The organism is Mycobacterium sp. IDUB_28 (assembly GCF_055419285.1).
Window position 1 is genome coordinate 161313 of the sequence record NZ_JBVAXK010000011.1, and the last position, 20436, is coordinate 181748.

19 protein-coding genes and 1 pseudogene are annotated in these 20436 nt (G+C 68.4%); 10 read left to right on the forward strand and 10 right to left on the reverse strand.

The genetic code is table 11. The features are described 5' to 3' along the window. Window positions 1-7 precede the first annotated feature (7 nt). A complete protein-coding gene (locus ACZYZ9_RS21735) occupies window positions 8-487 on the forward strand; it encodes a PE family protein (RefSeq protein WP_463828328.1) in 480 nt (159 codons plus the stop codon). Here ACZYZ9_RS21735 and ACZYZ9_RS21740 read toward each other — a convergent pair. Genes ACZYZ9_RS21740 through ACZYZ9_RS21755 form a run of 4 tightly spaced genes read right to left on the reverse strand, consistent with a single transcriptional unit; the run spans window position 473 to window position 4150 of the window. Beyond that, the gene (locus tag ACZYZ9_RS21740) at window positions 473-1369 is read right to left on the reverse strand and encodes an alpha/beta fold hydrolase (RefSeq protein WP_463828366.1); all 897 of its coding nucleotides are present in this window, start codon (window positions 1367-1369) and stop codon (window positions 473-475) included. The two genes, ACZYZ9_RS21735 and ACZYZ9_RS21740, sit on opposite strands and share 15 nt — an antisense overlap. A 20-nt stretch (window positions 1370-1389) precedes the next feature. Continuing rightward, window positions 1390-2469: an adenosine deaminase gene (locus ACZYZ9_RS21745; RefSeq protein WP_463828329.1), complete on the reverse strand. Its 1080-nt coding sequence runs from the start codon at window positions 2467-2469 to the stop codon at window positions 1390-1392. Beyond that, entirely contained in the window at window positions 2466-3752 is a 1287-nt protein-coding gene (locus ACZYZ9_RS21750; RefSeq protein WP_463828330.1) for a thymidine phosphorylase, read from the reverse strand. Before ACZYZ9_RS21750 ends, ACZYZ9_RS21745 begins: the two co-directional genes overlap by 4 nt. After that, on the reverse strand, window positions 3749-4150 hold the full coding sequence (locus ACZYZ9_RS21755; protein WP_463828331.1) for a cytidine deaminase: 402 nt from the start codon (window positions 4148-4150) through the stop codon (window positions 3749-3751). The genes ACZYZ9_RS21750 and ACZYZ9_RS21755 overlap by 4 nt, the downstream gene beginning before the upstream one ends. A gap of 265 nt (window positions 4151-4415) precedes the next feature. Between ACZYZ9_RS21755 and sdhC the strand changes: the two genes are divergently transcribed. From sdhC to ACZYZ9_RS21775, 4 genes are read left to right on the forward strand one after another with little or no spacing between them, the layout of a single operon-like run. Next, window positions 4416-4754 carry a succinate dehydrogenase, cytochrome b556 subunit gene (sdhC, locus tag ACZYZ9_RS21760; protein ID WP_463828332.1) on the forward strand — a complete coding sequence of 113 codons (339 nt, stop codon included), beginning with the start codon at window positions 4416-4418 and terminating at the stop codon, window positions 4752-4754. Next, window positions 4751-5218 carry a succinate dehydrogenase hydrophobic membrane anchor subunit gene (locus ACZYZ9_RS21765; protein WP_463828333.1) on the forward strand — a complete coding sequence of 156 codons (468 nt, stop codon included), beginning with the start codon at window positions 4751-4753 and terminating at the stop codon, window positions 5216-5218. The genes sdhC and ACZYZ9_RS21765 overlap by 4 nt, the downstream gene beginning before the upstream one ends. Window positions 5219-5228: 10 nt before the next feature. After that, window positions 5229-6983 (forward strand): succinate dehydrogenase flavoprotein subunit, encoded by a 1755-nt coding sequence (gene sdhA, locus ACZYZ9_RS21770; protein WP_463828334.1) that lies wholly within the window; start codon window positions 5229-5231, stop codon window positions 6981-6983. Then, complete coding sequence (locus tag ACZYZ9_RS21775; RefSeq protein ID WP_463828335.1) at window positions 6983-7774, forward strand: succinate dehydrogenase iron-sulfur subunit; 792 nt, start codon at window positions 6983-6985, stop codon at window positions 7772-7774. Before sdhA ends, ACZYZ9_RS21775 begins: the two co-directional genes overlap by 1 nt. A gap of 1 nt (window position 7775) precedes the next feature. Here the strand turns inward: ACZYZ9_RS21775 and ACZYZ9_RS21780 are convergent, their stop codons facing one another. Beyond that, window positions 7776-10346 carry a serine/threonine-protein kinase PknD gene (locus ACZYZ9_RS21780; protein WP_463828336.1) on the reverse strand — a complete coding sequence of 857 codons (2571 nt, stop codon included), beginning with the start codon at window positions 10344-10346 and terminating at the stop codon, window positions 7776-7778. Window positions 10347-10381: 35 nt separating this feature from the next. On the opposite strand from ACZYZ9_RS21780, the gene ACZYZ9_RS21785 reads away from it, so the two are divergent. Continuing rightward, a complete protein-coding gene (locus tag ACZYZ9_RS21785; protein WP_463828337.1) occupies window positions 10382-11242 on the forward strand; it encodes an SCO6745 family protein in 861 nt (286 codons plus the stop codon). On the opposite strand, the gene ACZYZ9_RS21790 is transcribed toward ACZYZ9_RS21785, so the two are convergent. Then, window positions 11163-11699 carry a condensation domain-containing protein gene (locus ACZYZ9_RS21790; RefSeq protein ID WP_463828338.1) on the reverse strand — a complete coding sequence of 179 codons (537 nt, stop codon included), beginning with the start codon at window positions 11697-11699 and terminating at the stop codon, window positions 11163-11165. The genes ACZYZ9_RS21785 and ACZYZ9_RS21790 overlap by 80 nt on opposite strands. A 70-nt stretch (window positions 11700-11769) precedes the next feature. On the opposite strand from ACZYZ9_RS21790, the pseudogene ACZYZ9_RS21795 reads away from it, so the two are divergent. Both ACZYZ9_RS21795 and ACZYZ9_RS21800 read left to right on the forward strand, forming a co-directional pair. After that, window positions 11770-12408, forward strand: a pseudogene (locus ACZYZ9_RS21795) (carboxymuconolactone decarboxylase family protein); the annotation flags it as partial. An 18-nt stretch (window positions 12409-12426) separates the two neighbouring features. Continuing rightward, on the forward strand, window positions 12427-13845 hold the full coding sequence (locus ACZYZ9_RS21800) for a PE domain-containing protein (protein ID WP_463828339.1): 1419 nt from the start codon (window positions 12427-12429) through the stop codon (window positions 13843-13845). Window positions 13846-13848: 3 nt separating this feature from the next. Here the strand turns inward: ACZYZ9_RS21800 and ACZYZ9_RS21805 are convergent, their stop codons facing one another. Both ACZYZ9_RS21805 and ACZYZ9_RS21810 read right to left on the reverse strand, forming a co-directional pair. Beyond that, window positions 13849-14745 carry a sigma-70 family RNA polymerase sigma factor gene (locus ACZYZ9_RS21805; protein ID WP_463828340.1) on the reverse strand — a complete coding sequence of 299 codons (897 nt, stop codon included), beginning with the start codon at window positions 14743-14745 and terminating at the stop codon, window positions 13849-13851. Continuing rightward, window positions 14742-14927: a hypothetical protein gene (locus ACZYZ9_RS21810; RefSeq protein WP_463828341.1), complete on the reverse strand. Its 186-nt coding sequence runs from the start codon at window positions 14925-14927 to the stop codon at window positions 14742-14744. The genes ACZYZ9_RS21805 and ACZYZ9_RS21810 overlap by 4 nt, the downstream gene beginning before the upstream one ends. Before the next feature lie 22 nt (window positions 14928-14949). Here ACZYZ9_RS21810 and ACZYZ9_RS21815 point away from each other — a divergent pair, with 22 nt between their 5' ends. Then, complete coding sequence (locus ACZYZ9_RS21815; protein ID WP_463828342.1) at window positions 14950-16332, forward strand: aspartate aminotransferase family protein; 1383 nt, start codon at window positions 14950-14952, stop codon at window positions 16330-16332. Window positions 16333-16397: 65 nt separating this feature from the next. After that, entirely contained in the window at window positions 16398-17330 is a 933-nt protein-coding gene (locus ACZYZ9_RS21820; protein ID WP_463828367.1) for an SMP-30/gluconolactonase/LRE family protein, read from the forward strand. A gap of 10 nt (window positions 17331-17340) precedes the next feature. Here ACZYZ9_RS21820 and ACZYZ9_RS21825 read toward each other — a convergent pair whose 3' ends face one another. Further along, window positions 17341-19593 (reverse strand): VIT domain-containing protein, encoded by a 2253-nt coding sequence (locus tag ACZYZ9_RS21825; RefSeq protein ID WP_463828343.1) that lies wholly within the window; start codon window positions 19591-19593, stop codon window positions 17341-17343. Next, window positions 19590-20147: a MerR family transcriptional regulator gene (locus ACZYZ9_RS21830; protein WP_463828344.1), complete on the reverse strand. Its 558-nt coding sequence runs from the start codon at window positions 20145-20147 to the stop codon at window positions 19590-19592. Before ACZYZ9_RS21830 ends, ACZYZ9_RS21825 begins: the two co-directional genes overlap by 4 nt. Window positions 20148-20436 lie beyond the last annotated feature (289 nt).

Below are 20436 nucleotides of genomic sequence, written 5' to 3' on the forward strand. Positions count from 1 at the left end.
GACCGGTATGGCTGACGTGGTGGTTGCGGCGCCGGAGCTCATCGCGCAGGCTGCGACCGATCTGGCGGCCATCGACTCGGCGCTGCGCGCAGCGCACCTCACCGCCACGGCGCCCACCCAGGACATTGTTCCCTCGGCCGCCGACGAAGTGTCCGGCGCCGTCGCGCAACTGTTCGCCGAATTCGGCCGGGATTATCAGAGCGTGGCCGGGCAGGTTGCCGCCTATCACGAGAAGTTCGTGCAGCAGCTCGGGGCGGCAGCCGGCGCCTACGCGGGCGCCGAGTCGGCCAACGCGGCATCGCTGCAGCCGCTGCCCGCCGCCACGTTGACCGACGTCGTGTCCTCGATCATCGGCGACGTGACGTCGCTGTTTTTCCAGCTCGCGGCCGCTCTCTACTACGTGTTGTTCCTGATGCTGATCCCGATCTACGCCGCGCTCGCGATCTATCTGCCCTTCGCCTACCTGGGGTCGCTACTGGGGATCTAGACCGGCGACGCACGCCGCCAGGATGTCGTCCCAGTATTTGAGTGCGAAATGACCGTTGCCGGGGGCCCAGTGCAGATCCACCTCGGGGATCGCGCCCTCGAGATATTCGCCGATCGCCCGCGGGATGAAGGAGTCCTCGTCGCCCTGCCAGATGTGCGTCGGCACCGCGACCTGACTGACCTCGAACCCCCACGGCCGGTAGATCAGAAACGACTCGTACGCGGCGCCCCGGCCGCCCTGCCGGAACGCTTCACGCTGGACGGCGCCGAAGTGCCGCAGGAAGAGCTCGTCGCGCATGTGGTCCCGGTCGATGTCGGGCAGTGACAGTGTCACCAGCCGGCCGAACAGGCCCGACGCGAATTGCGCACACCAGCCCAGCGGCACGTACGCGGCGTTGAAGATCCAGGTACCGCGTTGTGCGGCACGGAAATAGAGCGCGTCGGTCCGACTGAGACTGGCCCGGATGCGCGGTGTCACCAGCGGACCCCACGGTGCCAGCGCTCCCACGAACTTCAGCCGCGCCGGCGGGATCAGCGCCCCGCACGCGAACAGGTGCGGCCCGGCACCGGAATGCCCGACGACGCCGAACTCGCCCAGTCCGAGCCCGTCGGCCAGGGCACACACGTCGGCCGGCCAGTCCCGGAACCGGCGCCCACGCTGCAAGGTCGACTGCCCGAACCCGGGCCGGTCCACCGCGATCAGCCGGATGCCGTGCCGGCGCGCGGCACCGTCGGCAAAGGCGCCCTCCAACCGGCAACTCGGGGTGCCGTGAAAGTAGAACGCGGGATAACCCGCGGTGTCGCCGTACTCGAGATAGGCCAAGCTGCGTCCGTCGGGCAGGGTGAACGTCGACGCCTCGTCGACGCGAACACGCTCGGGCAGCTGCACACCATTGATCGTATTCAGCCGATCAGCACCGCGTACTGCGGCTTGATCACGTCATCGATGATGGCCAGCCGCTCGTCGAACGGGATGAAGGCGGATTTCATCGCATTGATGGTGAAGCGCTGCAGATCGCTCCAGCCGTAGCCGAACGCCTCGACCAGACGGAACATCTCCTCGCTCATCGTGGTGTCGCTCATCAACCGGTTGTCGGTATTGACGGTCACCCGGAAACGGCTGCGGGCCAGCAGGTCGAACGGGTGCTCGGCAATGCTGGCGACCGCACCGGTCTGCACGTTGGAACTGGGGCACATCTCGAACGGAATCCGCTTGTCCCGCAACAGTGATGCCAGCCGACCCAGCCTGACCGCACCATCGACGATTTCGATGTCGTCGACGATGCGCACGCCGTGACCGAGCCGGTCGGCGCCGCAGAACGCGATCGCCTCATGGATGGACGGCAGGCCGAATGCCTCCCCCGCGTGGATTGTGAAGCGCGCGTTGTTATCCCGCATGTATTCGAACGCATCCAGGTGCCTGGTCGGCGGGTGGCCGGCCTCGGCTCCGGCGATGTCGAATCCGACAACGCCCTTGTCCCGGAACCGGATCGCCAGCTCGGCGATCTCGCGGGACATGGCGGCGTGCCGCATCGCGGTCACCAGGCAGCGCACCTTGATACCGTGACCAGTTGCGGCACATGCTTTTTCGCCGGCCGCGAAGCCCTCCAGCACCGCGTCCACCACCTGGTCGAAGGACAGGCCGCGGTTGATGTGCAGCTCGGGGGCGAACCGGACCTCGGCGTACACCACCGAGTCCGCGGCCAGATCTTCCACGCATTCGTGGGCCACGCGATACAGCGCGTCGGGCGTCTGCATCACCGCCACGGTGTGCGAGAACGGTTCCAGATAACGCTCCAACGAGCCGCTGTGCGACTGGGTGCGAAACCACGTCGCCAGCGCGTCGGCGTCGGTGGCCGGCAGCCCGTCGTAGCCGATCTCAGCGGCGATCTCCAGCACCGTGGCCGGCCGCAGCCCGCCGTCGAGGTGATCGTGCAGCAGCGCCTTGGGCGCCGTGCGGATCTGTTCCAGGTTCAGGTTCATGGTGTGATCCGATCGATAATCAATGGCCTGCGCTCGGGCGGGTGGTCGGCCACGTGCCAGGCGCCGTCGAGTTCGGCCAGCGCCGGACCGAGCCGCCCGGGCGTCTCGGTGTGCAGGGTGAACAACGTCTCGCCGGCAGCCACCGGATCGCCCGGGCGGCGATGGATCCGGATCCCGGCGCCATGCTGTACCTGCGCACCCGGCCGGGACCTGCCCGCGCCGAGCCGCCACGCCGCCAACCCCACCGCCATCGCGTCAATGTCGCCCATTGTGCCGCCCCGGGTGGCTGCGACGGTTTCCGAATGCCCACCAACCGGCAACGGTTTCGCCAAATCTCCGCCCTGCGCGGCGACCAGCCGACGGAAGCTGTCCATCGCGGTCCCGTCGCGCAAGGTCTGTGCGGGATCGCGGCCGTCCAGGCCGGCCAGCTCCAGCATCTCGGCGGCCAGCCGCACGGTCAGTTCCACCACGTCGGGCGGCCCGCCACCGGCCAGCACCTCCAGCGACTCCTGCACCTCCAGCGCGTTGCCGACGGTCAGCCCCAGCGGGCACTGCATGTCGGTGAGCAGCGCGCGGGTGGGGACGCCGTGCGCGAGCCCCAGCTCGACCATGGTGTGCGCCAGCTCGCGGGACTCCGCCTCGGTCTTCAGGAAAGCCCCGGAACCGACCTTGACGTCCAGCACCAGCGCGCCGGCACCCTCGGCCAGTTTCTTGCTCATCACCGAACTGGCGATCAACGGCAGGGATTCGACGGTCCCGGTGACGTCGCGCAGCGCGTACAGCTTGGCATCCGCCGGCGCCAGTTCACCGGCGGCGAAGATGGCGGCGCCGACGTCGCGCAGCTGTTCGCGCACCCGCTGACCGGACAGGTCCGCGGTGAACCCGGGGATGGATTCCAGTTTGTCCAGGGTGCCGCCGGTGTGGCCCAACCCACGTCCGGCCGCCTGCGGCACCGTGCCGCCACAGGCGACGACGACGGGCACCAGCGGCAGCGTGATCTTGTCGCCGACACCGCCGCTGGAATGCTTGTCCACAGTCACCCGGCCCAGCTCGGTGAAATCCAGTCGTGGGCCCGACGCCAGCATCGCCGCCGTCCAATCGGTGATCTCGCCGCGGTCCATGCCGCGCAGGAAGATCGCCATCAACAACGCCGACATCTGTTCGGGGGCCACCCGGCCGCCGGTGTAGGCGTCGATCACCCAGTCGATCGCGGCCCCGGAGAGCCGGCCGCCGTCCCGCTTGGTGCGGATCACCGTCGGTGCGTCAAATGCGAAGTCTGTCAAGACGATTCCCGACCCAGATCGTCGGGACCGAACGCGTCCGGGAGCAGCTCCGTCAGGCGTCGCGGCCCACGCGGGTGGTCGATCAGCAGTTGCGGACCGCCGTGTTCGAGCAACACCTGGCGACAGCGCCCGCACGGCATCAGCGGCGCACCGCGCCCGTCGACGCAGGCCAGCGCGATCAGTCGGCCCCCACCGGTGGCGTGCAGCGCGCACACCAGCCCGCATTCCGCGCAGAGACCAAGGCCATATGAGACATTCTCCACATTGCAACCGGTGACCACCCGGCCGTCGTCCACCAGCGCCGCCGCGCCCACCGGGAACCCCGAGTACGGGGCATACGCCAGCGCGGCCGCACCGATTGCTTTGTCCCGCAACACGTTCCAATCAATGCCAGGCACTGCGCAACCCCGCTCAACCAATGACTGCCTTCAGGTAAAGCCACCCTAACCTGAAAACAACATGCGATTCTGATCGGATGGTTCGGGACTACGGGCCACCTCGCGGCGTTATGTTTGGTAGCGGTTCTGCAAGGCTTTTCCCGGGCCGCTTCCAGGCCTCTTTCGAAGGCGGGTGATTCAGACGACGACGACCGCGGACCCGGCACCGCTGGGATCCTCTCGCAAACGAAGGCCGCCGCGGACCCTGTACCGGGGCGACCCCGGCATGTGGGCGTGGGTGTTGCACCGCATCAGCGGCGCCACGATCTTCTTCTTCCTCTTCGTGCACGTGCTGGACGCCGCCGTGCTCCGGGTGAGCCCGCAGACCTACAACGAGGTCTTGTCGACCTACAAGACCCCGATCGTCGGGCTGATGGAATTCGGTCTGGTGGCGGCGGTGCTCTTCCACGCGCTCAACGGGATCCGGATCATCCTGATCGACTTCTGGGCCGAAGGTCCGCGCCACCAGCGCACCATGCTGTGGATCGTCGCCGTCGGGTTCCTGGTGCCGTTCGTGATGGCCGGGGTGGTCATCGGCATTCACGCCTGGGATCACCTGCGATGAGCACACCCGATCTGCAGCTCGGCCCGGGCCAGGTCGCCCCGGTGCGGCAACGCAGCTACGACCGGCCGGCCAGCCTGGACAACCCGCGCTCGCCGCGGCGTCGCGCCGGCATCCCCAACTTCGAGAAATTTGCCTGGCTGTTCATGCGGTTCTCCGGGATCGCGCTGGTGCTCCTGGCGATCGGGCATCTGTTCATCATGCTGATGTGGGACGACGGTGTTTACCGCATCGACTTCAACTTCGTCGCCCAGCGCTGGGCGTCGCCGTTCTGGCAGTTCTGGGATCTGGCCCTGTTGTGGCTGGCGCAACTGCACGGCGGCAACGGTCTGCGCAACATCATCGACGACTACACCCGCAAGGACGTCACCCGCTTCTGGCTGAACAGCATCCTGCTGCTGTCGATGGGGTTCACGTTGGTGCTGGGCACCTACGTGATCGTGACCTTCAACCCGAACATCTCCTGAGAGGGGCGCCTTGATCCAGCAACACCGATACGACGTGGTGATCGTCGGGGCGGGCGGAGCCGGGATGCGGGCCGCGGTGGAGGCCGGCCCCCGCGTCCGCACCGCAGTGCTGACCAAGCTCTACCCCACCCGCAGCCACACCGGCGCCGCCCAGGGCGGCATGTGCGCCGCGCTGGCCAACGTCGAAGAGGACAACTGGGAGTGGCACACCTTCGACACCGTCAAGGGCGGCGACTACCTCGCCGACCAGGACGCCGTGGAGATCATGTGCAAAGAAGCCATCGACGCGGTGCTGGACCTGGAGAAGATGGGGATGCCGTTCAACCGCACCCCGGAGGGCCGCATCGACCAGCGCCGGTTCGGTGGGCACACCCGCGACCACGGCAAGGCCCCGGTCCGGCGGGCCTGTTACGCCGCCGACCGCACCGGCCACATGATCCTGCAGACGCTGTACCAGAACTGCGTCAAGCACGATGTGCAGTTCTTCAACGAGTTCTACGCATTGGACCTGGTGCTCACCCAGACCCCCACCGGGCCGGTCGCTACCGGGGTGGTGGCCTACGAACTGGCCACCGGTGAGATCCACGTCTTCCACGCCAAGGCGGTCGTGCTGGCGACCGGCGGATCCGGCCGGATGTACAAGACCACCTCCAATGCGCACACGCTGACCGGGGACGGCATCGGGATCGTGTTCCGCAAGGGACTTCCGTTGGAGGACATGGAATTTCACCAGTTCCATCCGACCGGCCTGGCCGGTCTGGGCATCCTGATCTCCGAGGCGGTGCGCGGCGAGGGCGGCCGGTTGCTCAACGGGGAGGGCGAACGCTTCATGGAGCGCTACGCCCCGACCATCGTCGACCTGGCGCCGCGCGACATCGTCGCCCGGTCGATGGTGCTCGAGGTGCTGGAAGGCCGGGGCGCCGGCCCGCACAAGGACTACGTCTACATCGACGTCCGTCACCTCGGCGAGGAGGTGCTGGAAGCCAAGCTGCCCGACATCACCGAGTTCGCCCGCACCTACCTGGGTGTGGACCCGGTGCACGAACTGGTCCCGGTCTACCCGACCTGCCACTACGTGATGGGCGGCATCCCGACCACGGTCACCGGCCAGGTGCTGCGCGACAACACCAACACCGTGCCCGGACTGTTCGCGGCCGGCGAGTGCGCGTGCGTCTCGGTGCACGGCGCCAACCGGCTGGGCACCAATTCGCTGCTGGACATCAACGTCTTCGGGCGCCGCGCGGGCCTGGCCGCCGCCGCGTACGCGCGGGGGCATGACTTCTCCGACATGCCGCCCGAACCCGCGGCGATGGTGCAGGGCTGGGTCGCCGACATCCTCTCCGAGCACGGCAACGAGCGGGTCGCCGACATCCGCGGTGCCCTGCAACAGACCATGGACAACAACGCCGCGGTGTTCCGCACCGAGGAAACGCTCAAGCAGGCACTCACCGACATCCATGCGCTCAAAGGGCGGTACTCCCGAATCACCGTGCAAGACAAGGGGAAACGGTTCAACAGCGACCTGCTGGAGGCTATCGAGCTCGGCTTTCTGCTGGAGCTCGCCGAGGTCACCGTGGTGGGTGCGCTGAACCGCAAGGAGTCGCGCGGCGGGCACGCCCGCGAGGACTACCCCAACCGCGACGACGTCAACTACATGCGCCACACCATGGCCTACAAAGAAGGTGCCGACCTGATCAGCGACATCCGGCTGGACTTCAAGCCGGTGGTGCAGACCCGGTATGAGCCGAAGGAGCGGAAGTACTGATGACTGCCGAGCCAGAGGTCCACACGCTCGAAGCCCCGCTGCCGCCGGTCCCGGACGGCGCGGTGATGGTGACGCTGAAGATCGCCCGGTTCAACCCGGACGACCCGGAGAAGTTCGCGGCCACCGGTGGCTGGCAGAGCTTCCGGGTGCCGTGTCTGCCCAGCGACCGGCTGCTGAACCTGCTGCTGTACATCAAGGGCTACCTGGACGGGACGTTGACGTTCCGCAGGTCGTGCGCGCACGGGGTGTGCGGCTCGGACGCGATGCGGATCAACGGCGTCAACCGGTTGGCCTGCAAGGTGCTGATGCGCGATCTGCTGCCCAAGAAGCCCGGCAAGAAACTCACCATCACCGTCGAACCGATCCGCGGGCTGCCGGTGGAAAAAGACCTCGTGGTCGACATGGAACCGTTCTTCGAGGCCTACCGCGCAATCAAGCCGTACCTGATCACCAGCGGCAATCCCCCTACGCGCGAACGTATTCAGAGCCCGACCGACCGCGCCCGCTACGACGACACCACCAAGTGCATCCTGTGCGCCTGCTGCACCACCAGCTGCCCGGTGTTCTGGAACGAAGGCAGCTACTTCGGGCCGGCGGCCATCGTCAACGCGCACCGGTTCATCTTCGACAGTCGCGACGAGGCGGCCGCCGAACGCCTGGACATCCTCAACGAGGTCGACGGGGTGTGGCGTTGTCGCACCACGTTCAACTGCACCGAGTGCTGCCCGCGGGGCATCGAGGTGACCAAGGCGATCCAGGAAGTCAAACGCGCCGTGATGTTCACGCGCTGAGTCAGCTCGGCGGCAGTTTCAGCACCCGGTTGTTGCCGGAATCGACGACGTAGACATTCCCGGCGGCATCGACTGCGACGCCCTGCGGATTGCTCAGTCCCTGGAACGGCAGCGTGATCATCGTGTTGGAGGCCTTGACCAGCTTCAACACACTGTTGTGGCGGGTGTCGGTGACGTACAGGTCGTCGTCGGCATCGACGGCGATGTATTCCGGCCGACCGACCGCGTAGGACAGCACGGTGGCGACCGTCGCGGTGGCGGGTAATTTGATCACCCGCTCGTTGTTCCGGTCGACGATGAAGAGTGTCCCGTTGCCGTCCAGCGCCACCGCCGAGGGATGGTTCAAGCCGGTGAAGGGCAACTCGGTCTGGTCCACGGCCGGCCCGCGCAGCGTCAGCACCTTGTTGAGCCGGGAGTCGACGACGTAGACGGCAAGGTCTGGACCGCGGGTGGAGATCGCGACGCCACTGGGTTCGGCCAGGCCGGCGAACGGCAGGACGGTCTGATCGGTCGATCCCGCGGTCAGCTGCAGCACTCGGCGGTTCTCGCCCACCACGACGGTGCCTTGGCTGTCGACCGCGATGTCGGTGGGGTGGTCCAACCCGGAGAACGGCGCGACGGTCTGTTCGGTCGAGCCGGTCGCCAGCTGCACGACGCGGTTGTGGCCGGTGTCGGTGACGTAGACGGTGCCCTTCGCGTCGACGGTGATCCCCAGCGGCCCGTCCAGGTCACTGAACGGCAGTACCGTCTGCGCCGCCGACTGGGTGGGACGAGATCTGTTGTGGGTCACCAAGAATGCCGCGCCGCACGCGACGACCAGCAGGGCGGCCGCGGCGGCGACAACACGGCGACGGTTGCGTCGCGGTTGCGGTGCCGCCAGCATCGTGGCGTCCAGTACCGGGTCGTCGATCGGTGCCGGCGTTGGTTCGCCGGGGTCGGTGAGGGCTTTGCGGGCGGCGACAGCGAGCTCGCTGGCCGACTGGTAGCGGGCATCGGGATCCTTGGCCATGCCGCGCGCGATCACGTTGTCGAACCCGGCGAGGGCAGGGTTGCAGCTGCTCGGCCGGGGCGGATCGGTGGACAGATGCGCGCCCACCAGCTGCCCGATACTGTCGCCGGCGAACGGCAGTTGACCGGTCAGACACTCGTAGAGCACACAGGCCAGCGAATACACGTCGGCCCGGGCGTCGGTGATCGACCCGCTGGTGAAGCGCTCCGGCGCCATATAGGCCGGGGTCCCCGGCGCGATGTTGGTCACCGTCAGACGGGCGGCCGAGGAGTCGTGGACGAGCCCGAAGTCGATCAGGTACACAAAGTCTTCGTCGACCATCAACAGGTTCGACGGCTTGACGTCGCGGTGCACCAACCCGGACTTGTGCGCCACTTCCAACGCGCCCGCGACCTGCTCGATCACCCGCACCGCCCGGTCCGGGTCCATGGCCCCGTCCCGCTGCAACACGGTGTGCACGTCGACGCCGTTGATGATCGGCATCACCAGATACAACCGGCCGTCGACTTCGCCGGCCTCGTAGATCGGGATGATGTTCGGACTGGCCAGCCGGCCGGCGGCGTACGCCTCCCGGCGAAATCGCTCCTCATAGCCCGGCTCGACGGCCAGACCCGGCTGCAGCAGTTTGACGGCGACGTCCCGGTGCAGTTCGGTGTCGCGAGCCCGGTACACCGCACCCATCCCGCCCGCGCCGAGGACTTGCAGCAGGTGATAGCGGCCGAACTCGCGTTGGTCGGCCGAGACCGCCGACGCACCCCCGGCAGGCGTGAGCGCAGCTCTTGCGGCACGGGCGAATTCGCGTGCGGACTGGTAACGGTCATCGGGGTTCTTCGCCATGCCGCGAGCGACCACGTCATCGAAACCGACCGGGATCGACGGGTCGATGTCACACGGCTTCGGCGGCGCGCCGTGCAGATGCGCGGCGGCGATCTCCTCCAAGCTGTCGCCGCGCACGGCCTGCTGTCCGGTCAGGCATTCGTGCAACACACAGGCGAGGGCGTAGATGTCGCCGGCGGCGCCGGGGGCACTGGTCTGGGACCGCAGTCGCTCCGGGGCCAGATACGGCCAGCTTCCGCTATCCACGGCGGCGCCGGCCGCGTGGGCCCCGAAGTCGATCAGATACACGAATTCGCCGCCCACGACGAACAGATTCGACGGCTTCACGTCACCGTGCACCAGCCCGGATCGGTGCGCGGATTCCAGCGCCACCGCAGCCTGCTCGATCACCCGCACCGCCAGTGCCGGGCTCATCGCGCCGTCGCGGTCCAGCAGACTGCGCGCATCGATGCCGTCCAGGATGGGCATCACCAGGTAGAGGCGACCGTCGATCTCGCCGGCTTCATAGACCGGGATGACGTTCGGATTGTTCAGCTGGGCCGCGATGGAAACCTCGGAGCGAAACCGCTCCCGATATTCGGGATCGTCGGCGGACTCCGCGGGAAGCACTTTGAGGGCCACGTCGCGCGTCATCATGGTGTCCCGAGCCCGGTATACGGTCCCGGCCCCGGCCCAACGGAGCTCCTCGAGCAGCCGATACCGCCCGAAGGCCTCCCCATCCGCCACTAGCGCAGCCTAACGGCATCAAGGAAGCTGCAAGCATGCAACGCACAACCGAGTTGGCCCGACAGTTCTACGACCGCTTCGAACCCATCCACGCCGTGACGTACTTCGCGCCCGAGGTGCGCGCAGGGTTGGACGACCTCGGTTACCGCGGGTTCTGGATGGGGTACTTCGCCGCCCGGTCGGCACCGCTGGGTGTGGTGGCGCCACAGGTCGTGACGGCGGTGTTCTACAACTTCGCGCCTGCGCGGGTGGCCAAAGCCCTTCCGGCGGCGTGGGATATCGCCGGGCCGGACGCCGCATTGCGCGCACGTCAGCAGTCGACGGTCGCCGCCCTGCACCGGGTGGGCCTTCTCGACGACGAAAACGTCCGCACTGCAGCGGAATTGGCGATCCGCGCGGCGCAGCGCGCCCCGGTGGACGCCCGCCCGCTGTTCGCGGCCAACGTCGCGCTGCCGGTGCCGTCCGATCCGGTGGCCGCACTCTGGCATGCGGTGACGCTGCTGCGTGAACACCGCGGCGACGGGCACGTGGCGGTGCTGGCCGCGGCGGGCATCTCCGGACGGGAGTCCAACGTGCTGCACACCGCCGCCGGGCAGGTGCCCGCCGACTACATGAAGCGCGCTCGTCACTACGACGATCAGGAGTGGGACGCCTGCCGGCGCAGCCTCGCCGCCCGCGGTCTCATCGACGCTGACGGAGCGTTGACCCAGGCCGGTCGCCAGTTCCGAAATCAGATCGAAACCGTCACGGACACAATGGCTTTGCATGTGTTCGACGGTCTCGACGACGACGAACTGCGGGCCTTGTTCGAAGCACTCACCCCGCTAGCGCGAGCGGTGATCGCGGGCGGCGATCTGCCCGCCACCACGCCCATGAGCGTGCGGCGCGACTTTTAGCCCGAAAGGTGATGTCGGGCGTGAGGGTAGCGCCCACGTACCCGGTCACCAGCGCATCGACCACGCTCTGCCACAACGCCTCGTCCACGCACAGCCTGCTGGCGGTGAGCACCAACCGCTCCGGCGAACCGGGCAGCAGCGACACCGCGAACAGTCGGCCGGTGCGCTTGTCGTAACCGGCACGTTGCCGCGCAATCACCTCGTCCACCAAGACCCCCGGCGGCTCGACCGCCCAACTCCAGCCACCGCCCGGCCGGGCCAGCCAGCGCTCCATGCTCGGCTCGAACACCGCGCCCAGGGTGGGGTTGGCGTCGAAGACCGCGTCCACGGCGGCACGCACGCCCGACTGGTCCAGCCGCGAGTCGGCGACCAGCACCTCGGTGTGCGCCAGCTCCTCCAGGTCGGTCAGCAGGGACGCTTCGACGATGTCCCAGTACGACGAGGTTGTGAGTTCCATCGGGCAAGACTCGGCCGGAGCCCTTGGAGCATTCTTGTCGGATCCTTGGAATTTTCTTGCGCCGAAGGTGTCACATCCTTCCGACCTGCCTCGTCTGATCGGTATGACACAGAAAACCCGCATCCAGCCCCTGCCCCCCAAGCGCGCCGGCCTGCTCGTCCGCGCCATGTACCGGGTCGCCAAACGGCGGTTCGGCGAGGTTCCCGAGCCGTTCACGGTCGCCGCGCACCATCCGCGCCTGCTGGTCGCCAATGCCGTGCACGAGACCCTGCTGCAGAGCGCGTCGCGGACGCTGCCGGCCAGCGTGCGCGAACTGGCGGTCTTCTGGACCGCCCGCACCGTCGGCTGCTCGTGGTGCGTCGACTTCGGGTCGATGCTGCAGCGGCTGGACGGCCTGGACATCGAGCGGCTCAAAGACATCGACCGTTACGCCACCTCGCCGGCCTTCAGCGACGACGAACGCGCGGCCATCGCCTACGCCGACGCGATGACCACCGACCCGCATGCGGTGACCGACGAGCAGGTCGAGGATCTGCGGGCCCGCTTCGGCGACGCCGGCGTGATCGAGCTGACCTACCAGATCGGCATCGAGAACATGCGCGCCCGGATGTACTCGGCGCTGGGCATCACCGAGCAGGGTTTCAGTTCGGGGGACTCCTGCCGGGTGCCGTGGGCCGACTCGGCGGAAATTCGGTCGAATCGGGCCTGACCTGCCTACGATTCGACAATGTCGTTGATCGCAGCGCCGGAGGCGCTGGCCGCAGCTGCCGGTGAGCTGACCGGGATCGGAAACGCCCTCCGGGAGGCAGCCGCTGCCGCGGCGCCATTGACGACGGACGTGCTCGCGGCGGCCGGTGACGAGGTGTCAGCGGCCATCGCGAGTCTCTTCGGCAGCCACGCCCAGGAGTTCCAGGTGCTCAGCGCCCAGACCACCCTGTGGCAGACGCAATTCGCACGGGCGTTGAGCGAAGCGTCGGCCGCCTACGCTGCCGCCGAGGCCGCCAATGTGTTGCCGCTGCTGGCCGCGCTGCAGCAGGCCGGGTTCTTCGCACCCATCGAGTTGCTGATCGGGCGCCCGTTGTTCGGCGCCAGCATCGGCGTGAACACCGCGACGCTGGGCGCGTTGCTCAACTGGGGAACCAACGCGGTCGGCCTGGGCGGGGTGCTGAACTTCCCCGCCACGGTCGCCGTTTCCGGGACCAACGGGGTGAGCGGGGTCAGGATCGGGTTCTCGTTCCTGCAGATCCCGGTCGGCCCGAGTTCCTTCCTGGGGCTCACGGTTCCCCAGTTCAACTACCCGGCGCCGGCGTTCTGGTACTTCCCGACCCAGGCGAGCGGCGCGGTGACCCCCACCGGCACCGTCTACCTGCAGCACGGTTTCGCCGCGATCGGCTGGTTCTACCAGCCGTTGGCCATGAACCTCGCACAACAGACCAACAGCGTCGTGGTCACACCCACCATCCCGTCGATCCCACTGCCCCTGGGTGTGTACCTGAACAGCCCGCAGATGCAGCAGGGGGTGGGCTCGCTGTTCCTGGGCGGCCAGCCGGCGCTGAACACCGCCGCGCACCAGGCCGGCTACCTGGGCACGCTGCCGCAGCAGTTCATCCTCACCGGACACTCCGCCGGCGGTGGCCTGGCCACCATGGCGGCCAGCAACTACCTCTCGGCCCTCGGCAGCGGCACCAACAACCTGCAGGGCGTGGTGATGTTCGACGGCGTCGCGAGTAACAACGCGGCGTTCGCCGACGCGGCGACCACGTTGCAGACCGCCGGCATTCCGCTGTATGCGGTGGTTGCGCCGCCGCAGCCGTGGAATGCCTACGGCGCCACCACCGATACCCTGGTGAGCCTGTATCCGGGGCAGTTCAGCGGCGTCGAGATCGTCGGCGGCTCACACGTCGACTCCATGCTGGGCGGCAACCCGCTGGTCGACTTCGCCGCCCAACTGCTCACCGGGTTCTCCCCGCCCGGTGCGACCGCGGCGGTCCACACCCTGGCCGGCGGCTGGATCAACGACATCTACAACGGTTTCGGCCCGAGCACCGATCCCGCAGAGTACGGCATCTACGGGCCCACCGGCCCCTACGTGGCGCCCGGCGGCCAGCAGATCATCCTCGGCCCGGCCACCGGGATCGTCCTTTAGTCATCACCGGCGCAACGGGGATCCGGTGAACTTGTCGGGGTTGGCGATGTCCCACAGGGCGACCACCTTGCCGTCGCGCACCGTCATCGCGGTGATCCGCGGCGCCATCTCGCGGCGTCCCTCAGCGGCAGGGAAACCCGTTGTGTACGAACCTAATTCGCCGTTGACCAGAGCCAGGTGATTGGCGGTGTAGAACGCGTCGCCGTACCGGCCGGCCAGCCCGAGCATGAACCGGACCACCTTGTCCGCACCCCGGATGATCTGAACTGCGGTGGGCGCCTTGCCATTCGAGTCGCCGGTGAAGGTGACGTCGGGGTGCAGCAGCGCGACCACGGCCTCCAGATCGCCGGCCGCCATCGCCGCCATCAGCTTGCCGACCACCTCGGCGTGCCCAGGATCCGGCTTCGGCGGCGGCGCGGCCGCGACCGCTCTGCGGGCCCGCGACGCCAGTTGGCGGGCCGCGGCTTCGGTGGTGCCCAGCACGTCGGCCACGTCGGCGAACGGCACCGCGAAACCGTCGTGCAGCACGAAGGCCACTCGCTGATCGGGGTTGAGCTTTTCCAGCACCACCATCGCGGCGAAGCGGGCATCCTCGGCCGAGACCACCGCCGACAGCGGATCTGCCGGGTCGAAACCGGTGACCACCGGCTCGGGCAGCCAGTTGCCCGTATAGGTTTCGCGCCGGTGCGAGGCCGAGCGCAACTTGTCCAGCCCCAGCCGGCTCACCACCGTCGTCAACCAGGCCCGCAGGTCCCCGATCACGCTGTCCTGGGTGTGCCACCGCAGCCAGGCTTCCTGAACGATGTCCTCGGCGTCGGCAACGGTGCCGGTCAACCGGTAGGCCACCGACATCAGGTGGGGCCGTAGCGATTCGAATTCGTCGACCTGGGTGGATGTCATGAGCCGCTGCGGTGGCGTCGCTGACGACGTATCCGGTGGAGAGAGCTCTCGCCGTCGGACATGTGCCCGGCCAGCATCGTGACCGCGACGGCGCGCTCGGTGGCGGTGCCGAAGGCACGCCACACCCGGCCCATGCCGCCCTGACCGAGCAGCCGCCGATAGCGGCGTGTGTGATCGTTCATCGGATCGCCCCCGGTCCTGCGCTTGCCCACTCTCAGTGCAGTATTCCCCCGGACCGCTAGGCTCGCGAACACGATGTCCAGAAATCTTTGGCTGCACTTCGCCCAGCACGGCAATGGCATCACGCCGCCCGTCATCACCCGCGGTGACGGCGTCACCATCTACGACGACCGCGGCAAGAGCTACCTCGACGCGCTGTCGGGTCTGTTCGTGGTGCAGGTCGGCTACGGCCGCACCGAACTCGCCGAGGCCGCGGCCCGGCAGGCCGAGCAGCTGGCGTTCTTCCCGCTGTGGGGCAACACCACCCCGCCGGCGATCGAACTGTCCGAACGCCTGGCCCACTACGCGCCGGGCGACTTGAACCGGGTGTTCTTCACCAACGGTGGCACCGAAGCGGTCGAGACCGCGTGGAAGATGGCCAAGCAGTACTTCAAGCTGACCGGTAAACCCAATAAGTACAAGGTGATTTCGCGGGCCATCGCCTACCACGGCACCACCCAGGGCGCGCTGGCGATCACCGGCCTGCCGAAGTACAAGGAAGCCTTCGAGCCGTTGGCGCCGGGCGGGTTCCGGGTGCCGAACACCAACTTCTATCGCGCGCCCGAACCGTTGGACACCGACATCAAGGCCTTCGGCCGGTGGGCTGCGGACCGGATCGCCGAGGCCATCGAATTCGAGGGGCCCGACACCGTCGCGGCGGTCTTCCTGGAACCGGTGCAGAACGCCGGCGGTTCGTACCCGCCGCCGCCCGGTTACTTCGAGCGGGTCCGCGAGATCTGCGACGAATACGACGTGCTGTTGGTCTCCGACGAGGTGATCTGCGCGTTCGGGCGGATCGGGTCGATCTTCGCCTGCGATGACTTCGGCTACGTACCGGACATGATCACCTGCGCCAAAGGCATGACATCGGGCTACTCGCCGCTGGGTGCGACCATCGCCAGTGACCGCGTTTTCGAGCCGTTCAATGACGGCAAGACGACGTTCCGGCACGGCTACACATTCGGCGGTCACCCGGTCTCCGCGGCCGTCGGGCTGGCGAATCTGGAGATCTTCGAGCGCGAGGGTCTCACCGACCACGTCAAGCAGCAGTCCCCCGCACTGCGGGCGACCCTGGAGAAGCTCTACGACCTGCCCATCGTCGGCGATGTCCGCGGCGAGGGCTTCTTCTTCGGCATCGAACTGGTCAGGGACCAGGCGACGAAACAGCGGTTCAGCAACGAGGAGCGCGCCAAGCTGCTGGCCGAGGTCGGGTCGGCGCTGTTCGAAGCGGGACTGTACTGCCGCACCGATGAACGCGGCGACGCCGTGATCCAGCTGGCGCCGGCGCTGATCAGCGGCCCGGCCGAGTTCGACGCGATCGAAACGATCCTGCGCAGCGTGCTGACTCCGATCTCGGAACGGTTCTAGCCGTGGCAAAGGCACGCATCCACCCGGTCCGGTGGCAACCACCGCCGATCGACCCGTTACCGGCCATGCCGGCACCGAGTGTCACGGTGGTCCCCCTGCCCGGCAACGGACCCGAAGATGTCGTCGTCGACGCCGCCGGGCGATTGTGGACGGGGCTGGAGGACGGGCGCATTGTGCGGCTATCCGAGGGCCGCCCCGACGTCGTCGCCGACACCGAGGGAAGGCCGCTCGGGATGCACGTCGCGCACGATGGCCGAATTTTGGTCTGCGACAGCCATCACGGATTGCTGGCTCTGGACCCATCCGGCGGCACGCTGGACGTGATCGTCGATTCGGTGGGTGGCAGACGGTTCAAGTTCTGCTCGAATGTCACCGAAACATCCGACGGCACAATCTATTTCACCGAATCGACGAGCGACTACCATTTCGATGACTACACCGCCCCGATCGTGGAGGCACGGGGTACCGGCGGGCTGTTGCGGCTCGACCCGGACGGCACCGTCACCACGCTGCTCGACGGACTGTTCTTCGCCAACGGGGTGACGCCGACGGCCGACGGCGCCGCGTTGGTGTTCGCCGAGACCCAGGCCCGCCGGCTGTCCAAATACTGGTTGACCGGTCCGCAGGCCGGATCGGTGACGCCGCTGGCCGAGCACCTGCCCGGGATGCCCGACAACCTGTCCACCGGCGCCGACGGCCGCATCTGGGCGGCGCTGGTCACCGAGGCCAACCCCGCGCTGGAACGGTTGTTCCCGCGCGCGCCGATCATCCGCAAAGTGTTGTGGCGCCTGCCCGAGCGGTTTCAACCACGAATCAAACCGGAAATCTGGGCGGTCGCGTTCGACCCGGACAGCGGTGCGGCCGTCGCCGGTCTGCGCACCACACATCCCGACTTCGGCAGCGTGACCGGTCTGGTCGAAGCGGCCGGGCGGCTATGGATGGGCACGATCGGCTTCCCCGCCCTCGCGTACGTGGACCTGGCGGCCACTCAGCTGTAGCCGGCGCGGTTCATTCCCAGAATCTGCGCTTGGTGCGGCGCCGCCCGCGGTCTGTGTCGCCGAGCAGCCGTTTGACCGCCTCCAGTGCCACCACCACCTCCCCCGACTGCGCTTGTTTCCGGCTCTTCAGAAAGCGCGCCAGGGCATTGCACAACTGCACCAGCGCCGCGCGCAGGTCGGGTTCCGTCGTGGCGTCGCGGTGCTGCTCGAGTTCGGCCAGCACCGCCTCGAGTCCCGAACGCCGAACCTGGGTGCCCTTCTCCACCTGTTTGAGCAAGTTGTCCAGCGACCGCCGCGGTGCGCGGCGTTTCGGTGCGGGAGCAGCCATCGGCGCGGCGGCCAGCACGGGCATCGGGGCACCCGCTGGCACGCCGGCATAGACGCGAGCGACCGGGGCGAACCCGACGTTCGTCGCCCACCCCGAGGGCTCCTCGACGGGCTGGATCACCTCGGTCAGCGGCCCGGCATCGGTCTGCTGGGGGTCGATCGCCACGAAGGCGGTGAACCGCGACAGCACCCCGAACCGGATGGAATGCGCGACGATTTGCGCGGCCAGGTCGTCGTCAGCGCGGTATGCGGCGTACTCGTCCTCCAGGTCACGTACCAACGAACGTGCCCAAATCGTCTGTACTGCAACAGCTTCCGGGTCGACACGGCCGGGCAGGGCGGTCGTGAAGCCGTCGGCGTCCACCCGGAACTCGGCCTCGGTCAGACCCCGGTACCGCCCGGAGATCACGCAGGGCACCCCGGCGAACGCGTCGGGAGCACGACCGGGCGTGACCGTCCCGTCGAGGAGCTGCACGCCCACGGCGCTCACCCGCAGCCCGGTCAGCGCGGGGCGGCCGATGGTGCGGGCCAATCGGGCCATCGCTTCGTCGAGGCGTTCCTCGGATTCGACCAACTCGGATCGTCCGTTGCCCAACTTTGCCAACCGGTCCAGGAAGCCGGCGTTGACGGCGCGGTCGATGCCCACGCAGTAGATACGCGTCTCCCCCACCGCCGGTGCCAGCCGGCGCAACAGGTGGTCTTCACCGCTGATCTGGCCGTCGGTGACGAGTACGACGCTGGCCTGCCGGCCCGCACCCGACGCGGCCAGCATGTCGGCCGCTTTGACCAGCGGTTCGTCCATCACCGTCCCGCCGCCGCTGTCCAGCGAACCCAGCCACGACGCCGCGGCGAACCGGTTGCGGTCGTCGGCTTCGACCAGGTCGCCCGGCAGCTGCGGAGGAGCGTCGATCCGGTCGTCGAACGCCAGCACACAGAACCGGTCTCCGGCGTCGAGCATGTCCACGATCCGGCCCGCGGCGCGGCGGGCGGCGATCATCTTCCAGCCGTGCATCGAGCCTGAGCGGTCCAGCAACACCACCACATCCCTTGGCGCACTGGATGTCTCAACAGGAGGCACGAGTGTCACCGACCAGGTGCCTTCGTCGCCCGCCGGATCGGGCACCAGCAGCGCCGACGACGACAGCTCGCTGCGGTCGACCCGGAACCGCAGCACGAAGTCGCGGTCGGCGCGCGCACCCGCTTCGACGCGCCACCGCCCGTCGTCGCCGCGTGCCGTCGGCAGGCTGCACCGCAGATCGGACACCGCGAGCCCGGCACCGTCCACGCTCAGCGAGATCTTCAGCTCCGGGCGCTCGTCGGAGTCGAGCAGGCGGGGCGGGGTGACCCGGGACGCGTCGGGAACCAGGTCGGTGTCGGTGGCCTCCCCCGGGCCGGTCTGATCGCCGGGCAGCGCGTCGCCTTTGGTGTATCGCGGCGCGACCACCAGGGGGAAGCGGAAGGTGGCCTCGCCGTCCTCGAACGACAGCGGGCCGGTCAGCCGCATCTCGATGGCCGCTTCCTCGCCGGGCCCGATATTGCCGACCCGCACTGAGAACACGTCGGAGCGGTCCTCCTCGACGATCGCGGCGCGCTGCCCCGCAGCCAGGGCCTGCTCGTAGTCGACCCGCGCCGCACCCCGCTCCTTGAGCACCCCGATCACCCGCCGCCCGGCGAGGTCGGCGGCGAAGTCCGTCACGCCCGCGCGGGCCGGCAGCGGGAACACATAGGTCGCCTCGATGGTGGTGTCGCCGGCGTTGACGAACCGCTGCCGCACGGTCGACGTCGCGGTCATGCCCACGATGGCGGTCTCCACGCTGATCGCCTTCAGCGGCAGGACTCGTCCGTCCGCTGCGCTCAATTGACCGCAGGTCGGCCGCCCGGTCTCGGCCGGCCGGGCGGGCTGGACGGGCAGCAGGGGCAACAATTGAGCACTCATGGAGAGTCCTTTCCTGGGGTGGCGAGCAGATCCAGCAATGGCGCCGCGGCGCGGCGCAGCGCATCGAGTGGGGGCACCGGGCCGTCGACCAGCAAGGTGACAGTGTCGGACAGGCGGACGGCCTGCAGCCTGGTGACGGCCGGTGCATCGGCCACCGGCTCAGGCACGGTCCGCCAGAACGGCCCGGCCGCCCGGGCGGGTTCCGGGGTGGGCTCGGGGTCGCCGAGACCGGCCGGTATCGCGGCGGGTGGTATAGCGGCCAGGGCCTCCACGTCCGCGGCCGGCATGGTCTCCAGTCGGGTGGCGATCTCGTCCAGCGACAGGCCCTGGCCCTGCAGCCGCTTGATGGCCACCAGGCGAATCAGGTGGGTCCGGCCGTAGGTCAGGGCGCGGCCCCGGTTGCCGGGGCGCGGTAGCAGACCCCGGGCGGTGTAGTAGCGCACCATCCGCTCCGCCGGAACCGCCTTGGCCTGCCGGTTCTCCGGCGCAGCGCCGGAGGCTTGCACGGCCGCGGCGGCCGCGGCGGCGAATTCGGGCAAGGTGAGCAAGGTCATGGTGATGACAGTGTCATATAGATTTCCGACAGTGTCAAACGTGCTCGCGCCTCGACTCCCCCGCCCCCGCCGAGCGTCACGCTGGAGTGGCACTCAACGCCCAACGCCCCACCAGCGTGACGAGCCCCCGCGATAGCCCACCCCACAAACCACCCCACCCCGCCGCGCAACTCCCCACCCCGCCGAGCGTCACGCAGGAGTGGCACTCAACACCCAACGTCCCACCAGCGTGACGACCCCCGGCGATAGCCCACCCCACAAACCACCCCACCCCGCCGCGCAGCTCCCC

Bases quoted from the DNA above. Each gene is read 5' to 3' on its own strand.
- ACZYZ9_RS21785 (WP_463828337.1), top strand. From the start codon at position 10,382: ATGCAACGCACAACCGAGTTGGCCCGACAGTTCTACGACCGCTTCGAA.
- ACZYZ9_RS21810 (WP_463828341.1), bottom strand. From the start codon at position 14,927: ATGAACGATCACACACGCCGCTATCGGCGGCTGCTCGGTCAGGGCGGC.
- ACZYZ9_RS21765 (WP_463828333.1), top strand. From the start codon at position 4,751: ATGAGCACACCCGATCTGCAGCTCGGCCCGGGCCAGGTCGCCCCGGTG.
- ACZYZ9_RS21800 (WP_463828339.1), top strand. From the start codon at position 12,427: ATGTCGTTGATCGCAGCGCCGGAGGCGCTGGCCGCAGCTGCCGGTGAG.
- ACZYZ9_RS21745 (WP_463828329.1), bottom strand. From the start codon at position 2,469: ATGAACCTGAACCTGGAACAGATCCGCACGGCGCCCAAGGCGCTGCTG.
- ACZYZ9_RS21735 (WP_463828328.1), top strand. From the start codon at position 8: ATGGCTGACGTGGTGGTTGCGGCGCCGGAGCTCATCGCGCAGGCTGCG.
- ACZYZ9_RS21805 (WP_463828340.1), bottom strand. From the start codon at position 14,745: ATGACATCCACCCAGGTCGACGAATTCGAATCGCTACGGCCCCACCTG.
- ACZYZ9_RS21820 (WP_463828367.1), top strand. From the start codon at position 16,398: ATGCCGGCACCGAGTGTCACGGTGGTCCCCCTGCCCGGCAACGGACCC.
- ACZYZ9_RS21775 (WP_463828335.1), top strand. From the start codon at position 6,983: ATGACTGCCGAGCCAGAGGTCCACACGCTCGAAGCCCCGCTGCCGCCG.
- ACZYZ9_RS21790 (WP_463828338.1), bottom strand. From the start codon at position 11,699: ATGGAACTCACAACCTCGTCGTACTGGGACATCGTCGAAGCGTCCCTG.
- ACZYZ9_RS21825 (WP_463828343.1), bottom strand. From the start codon at position 19,593: ATGAGTGCTCAATTGTTGCCCCTGCTGCCCGTCCAGCCCGCCCGGCCG.
- sdhC (WP_463828332.1), top strand. From the start codon at position 4,416: ATGTGGGCGTGGGTGTTGCACCGCATCAGCGGCGCCACGATCTTCTTC.
- ACZYZ9_RS21830 (WP_463828344.1), bottom strand. From the start codon at position 20,147: ATGACCTTGCTCACCTTGCCCGAATTCGCCGCCGCGGCCGCCGCGGCC.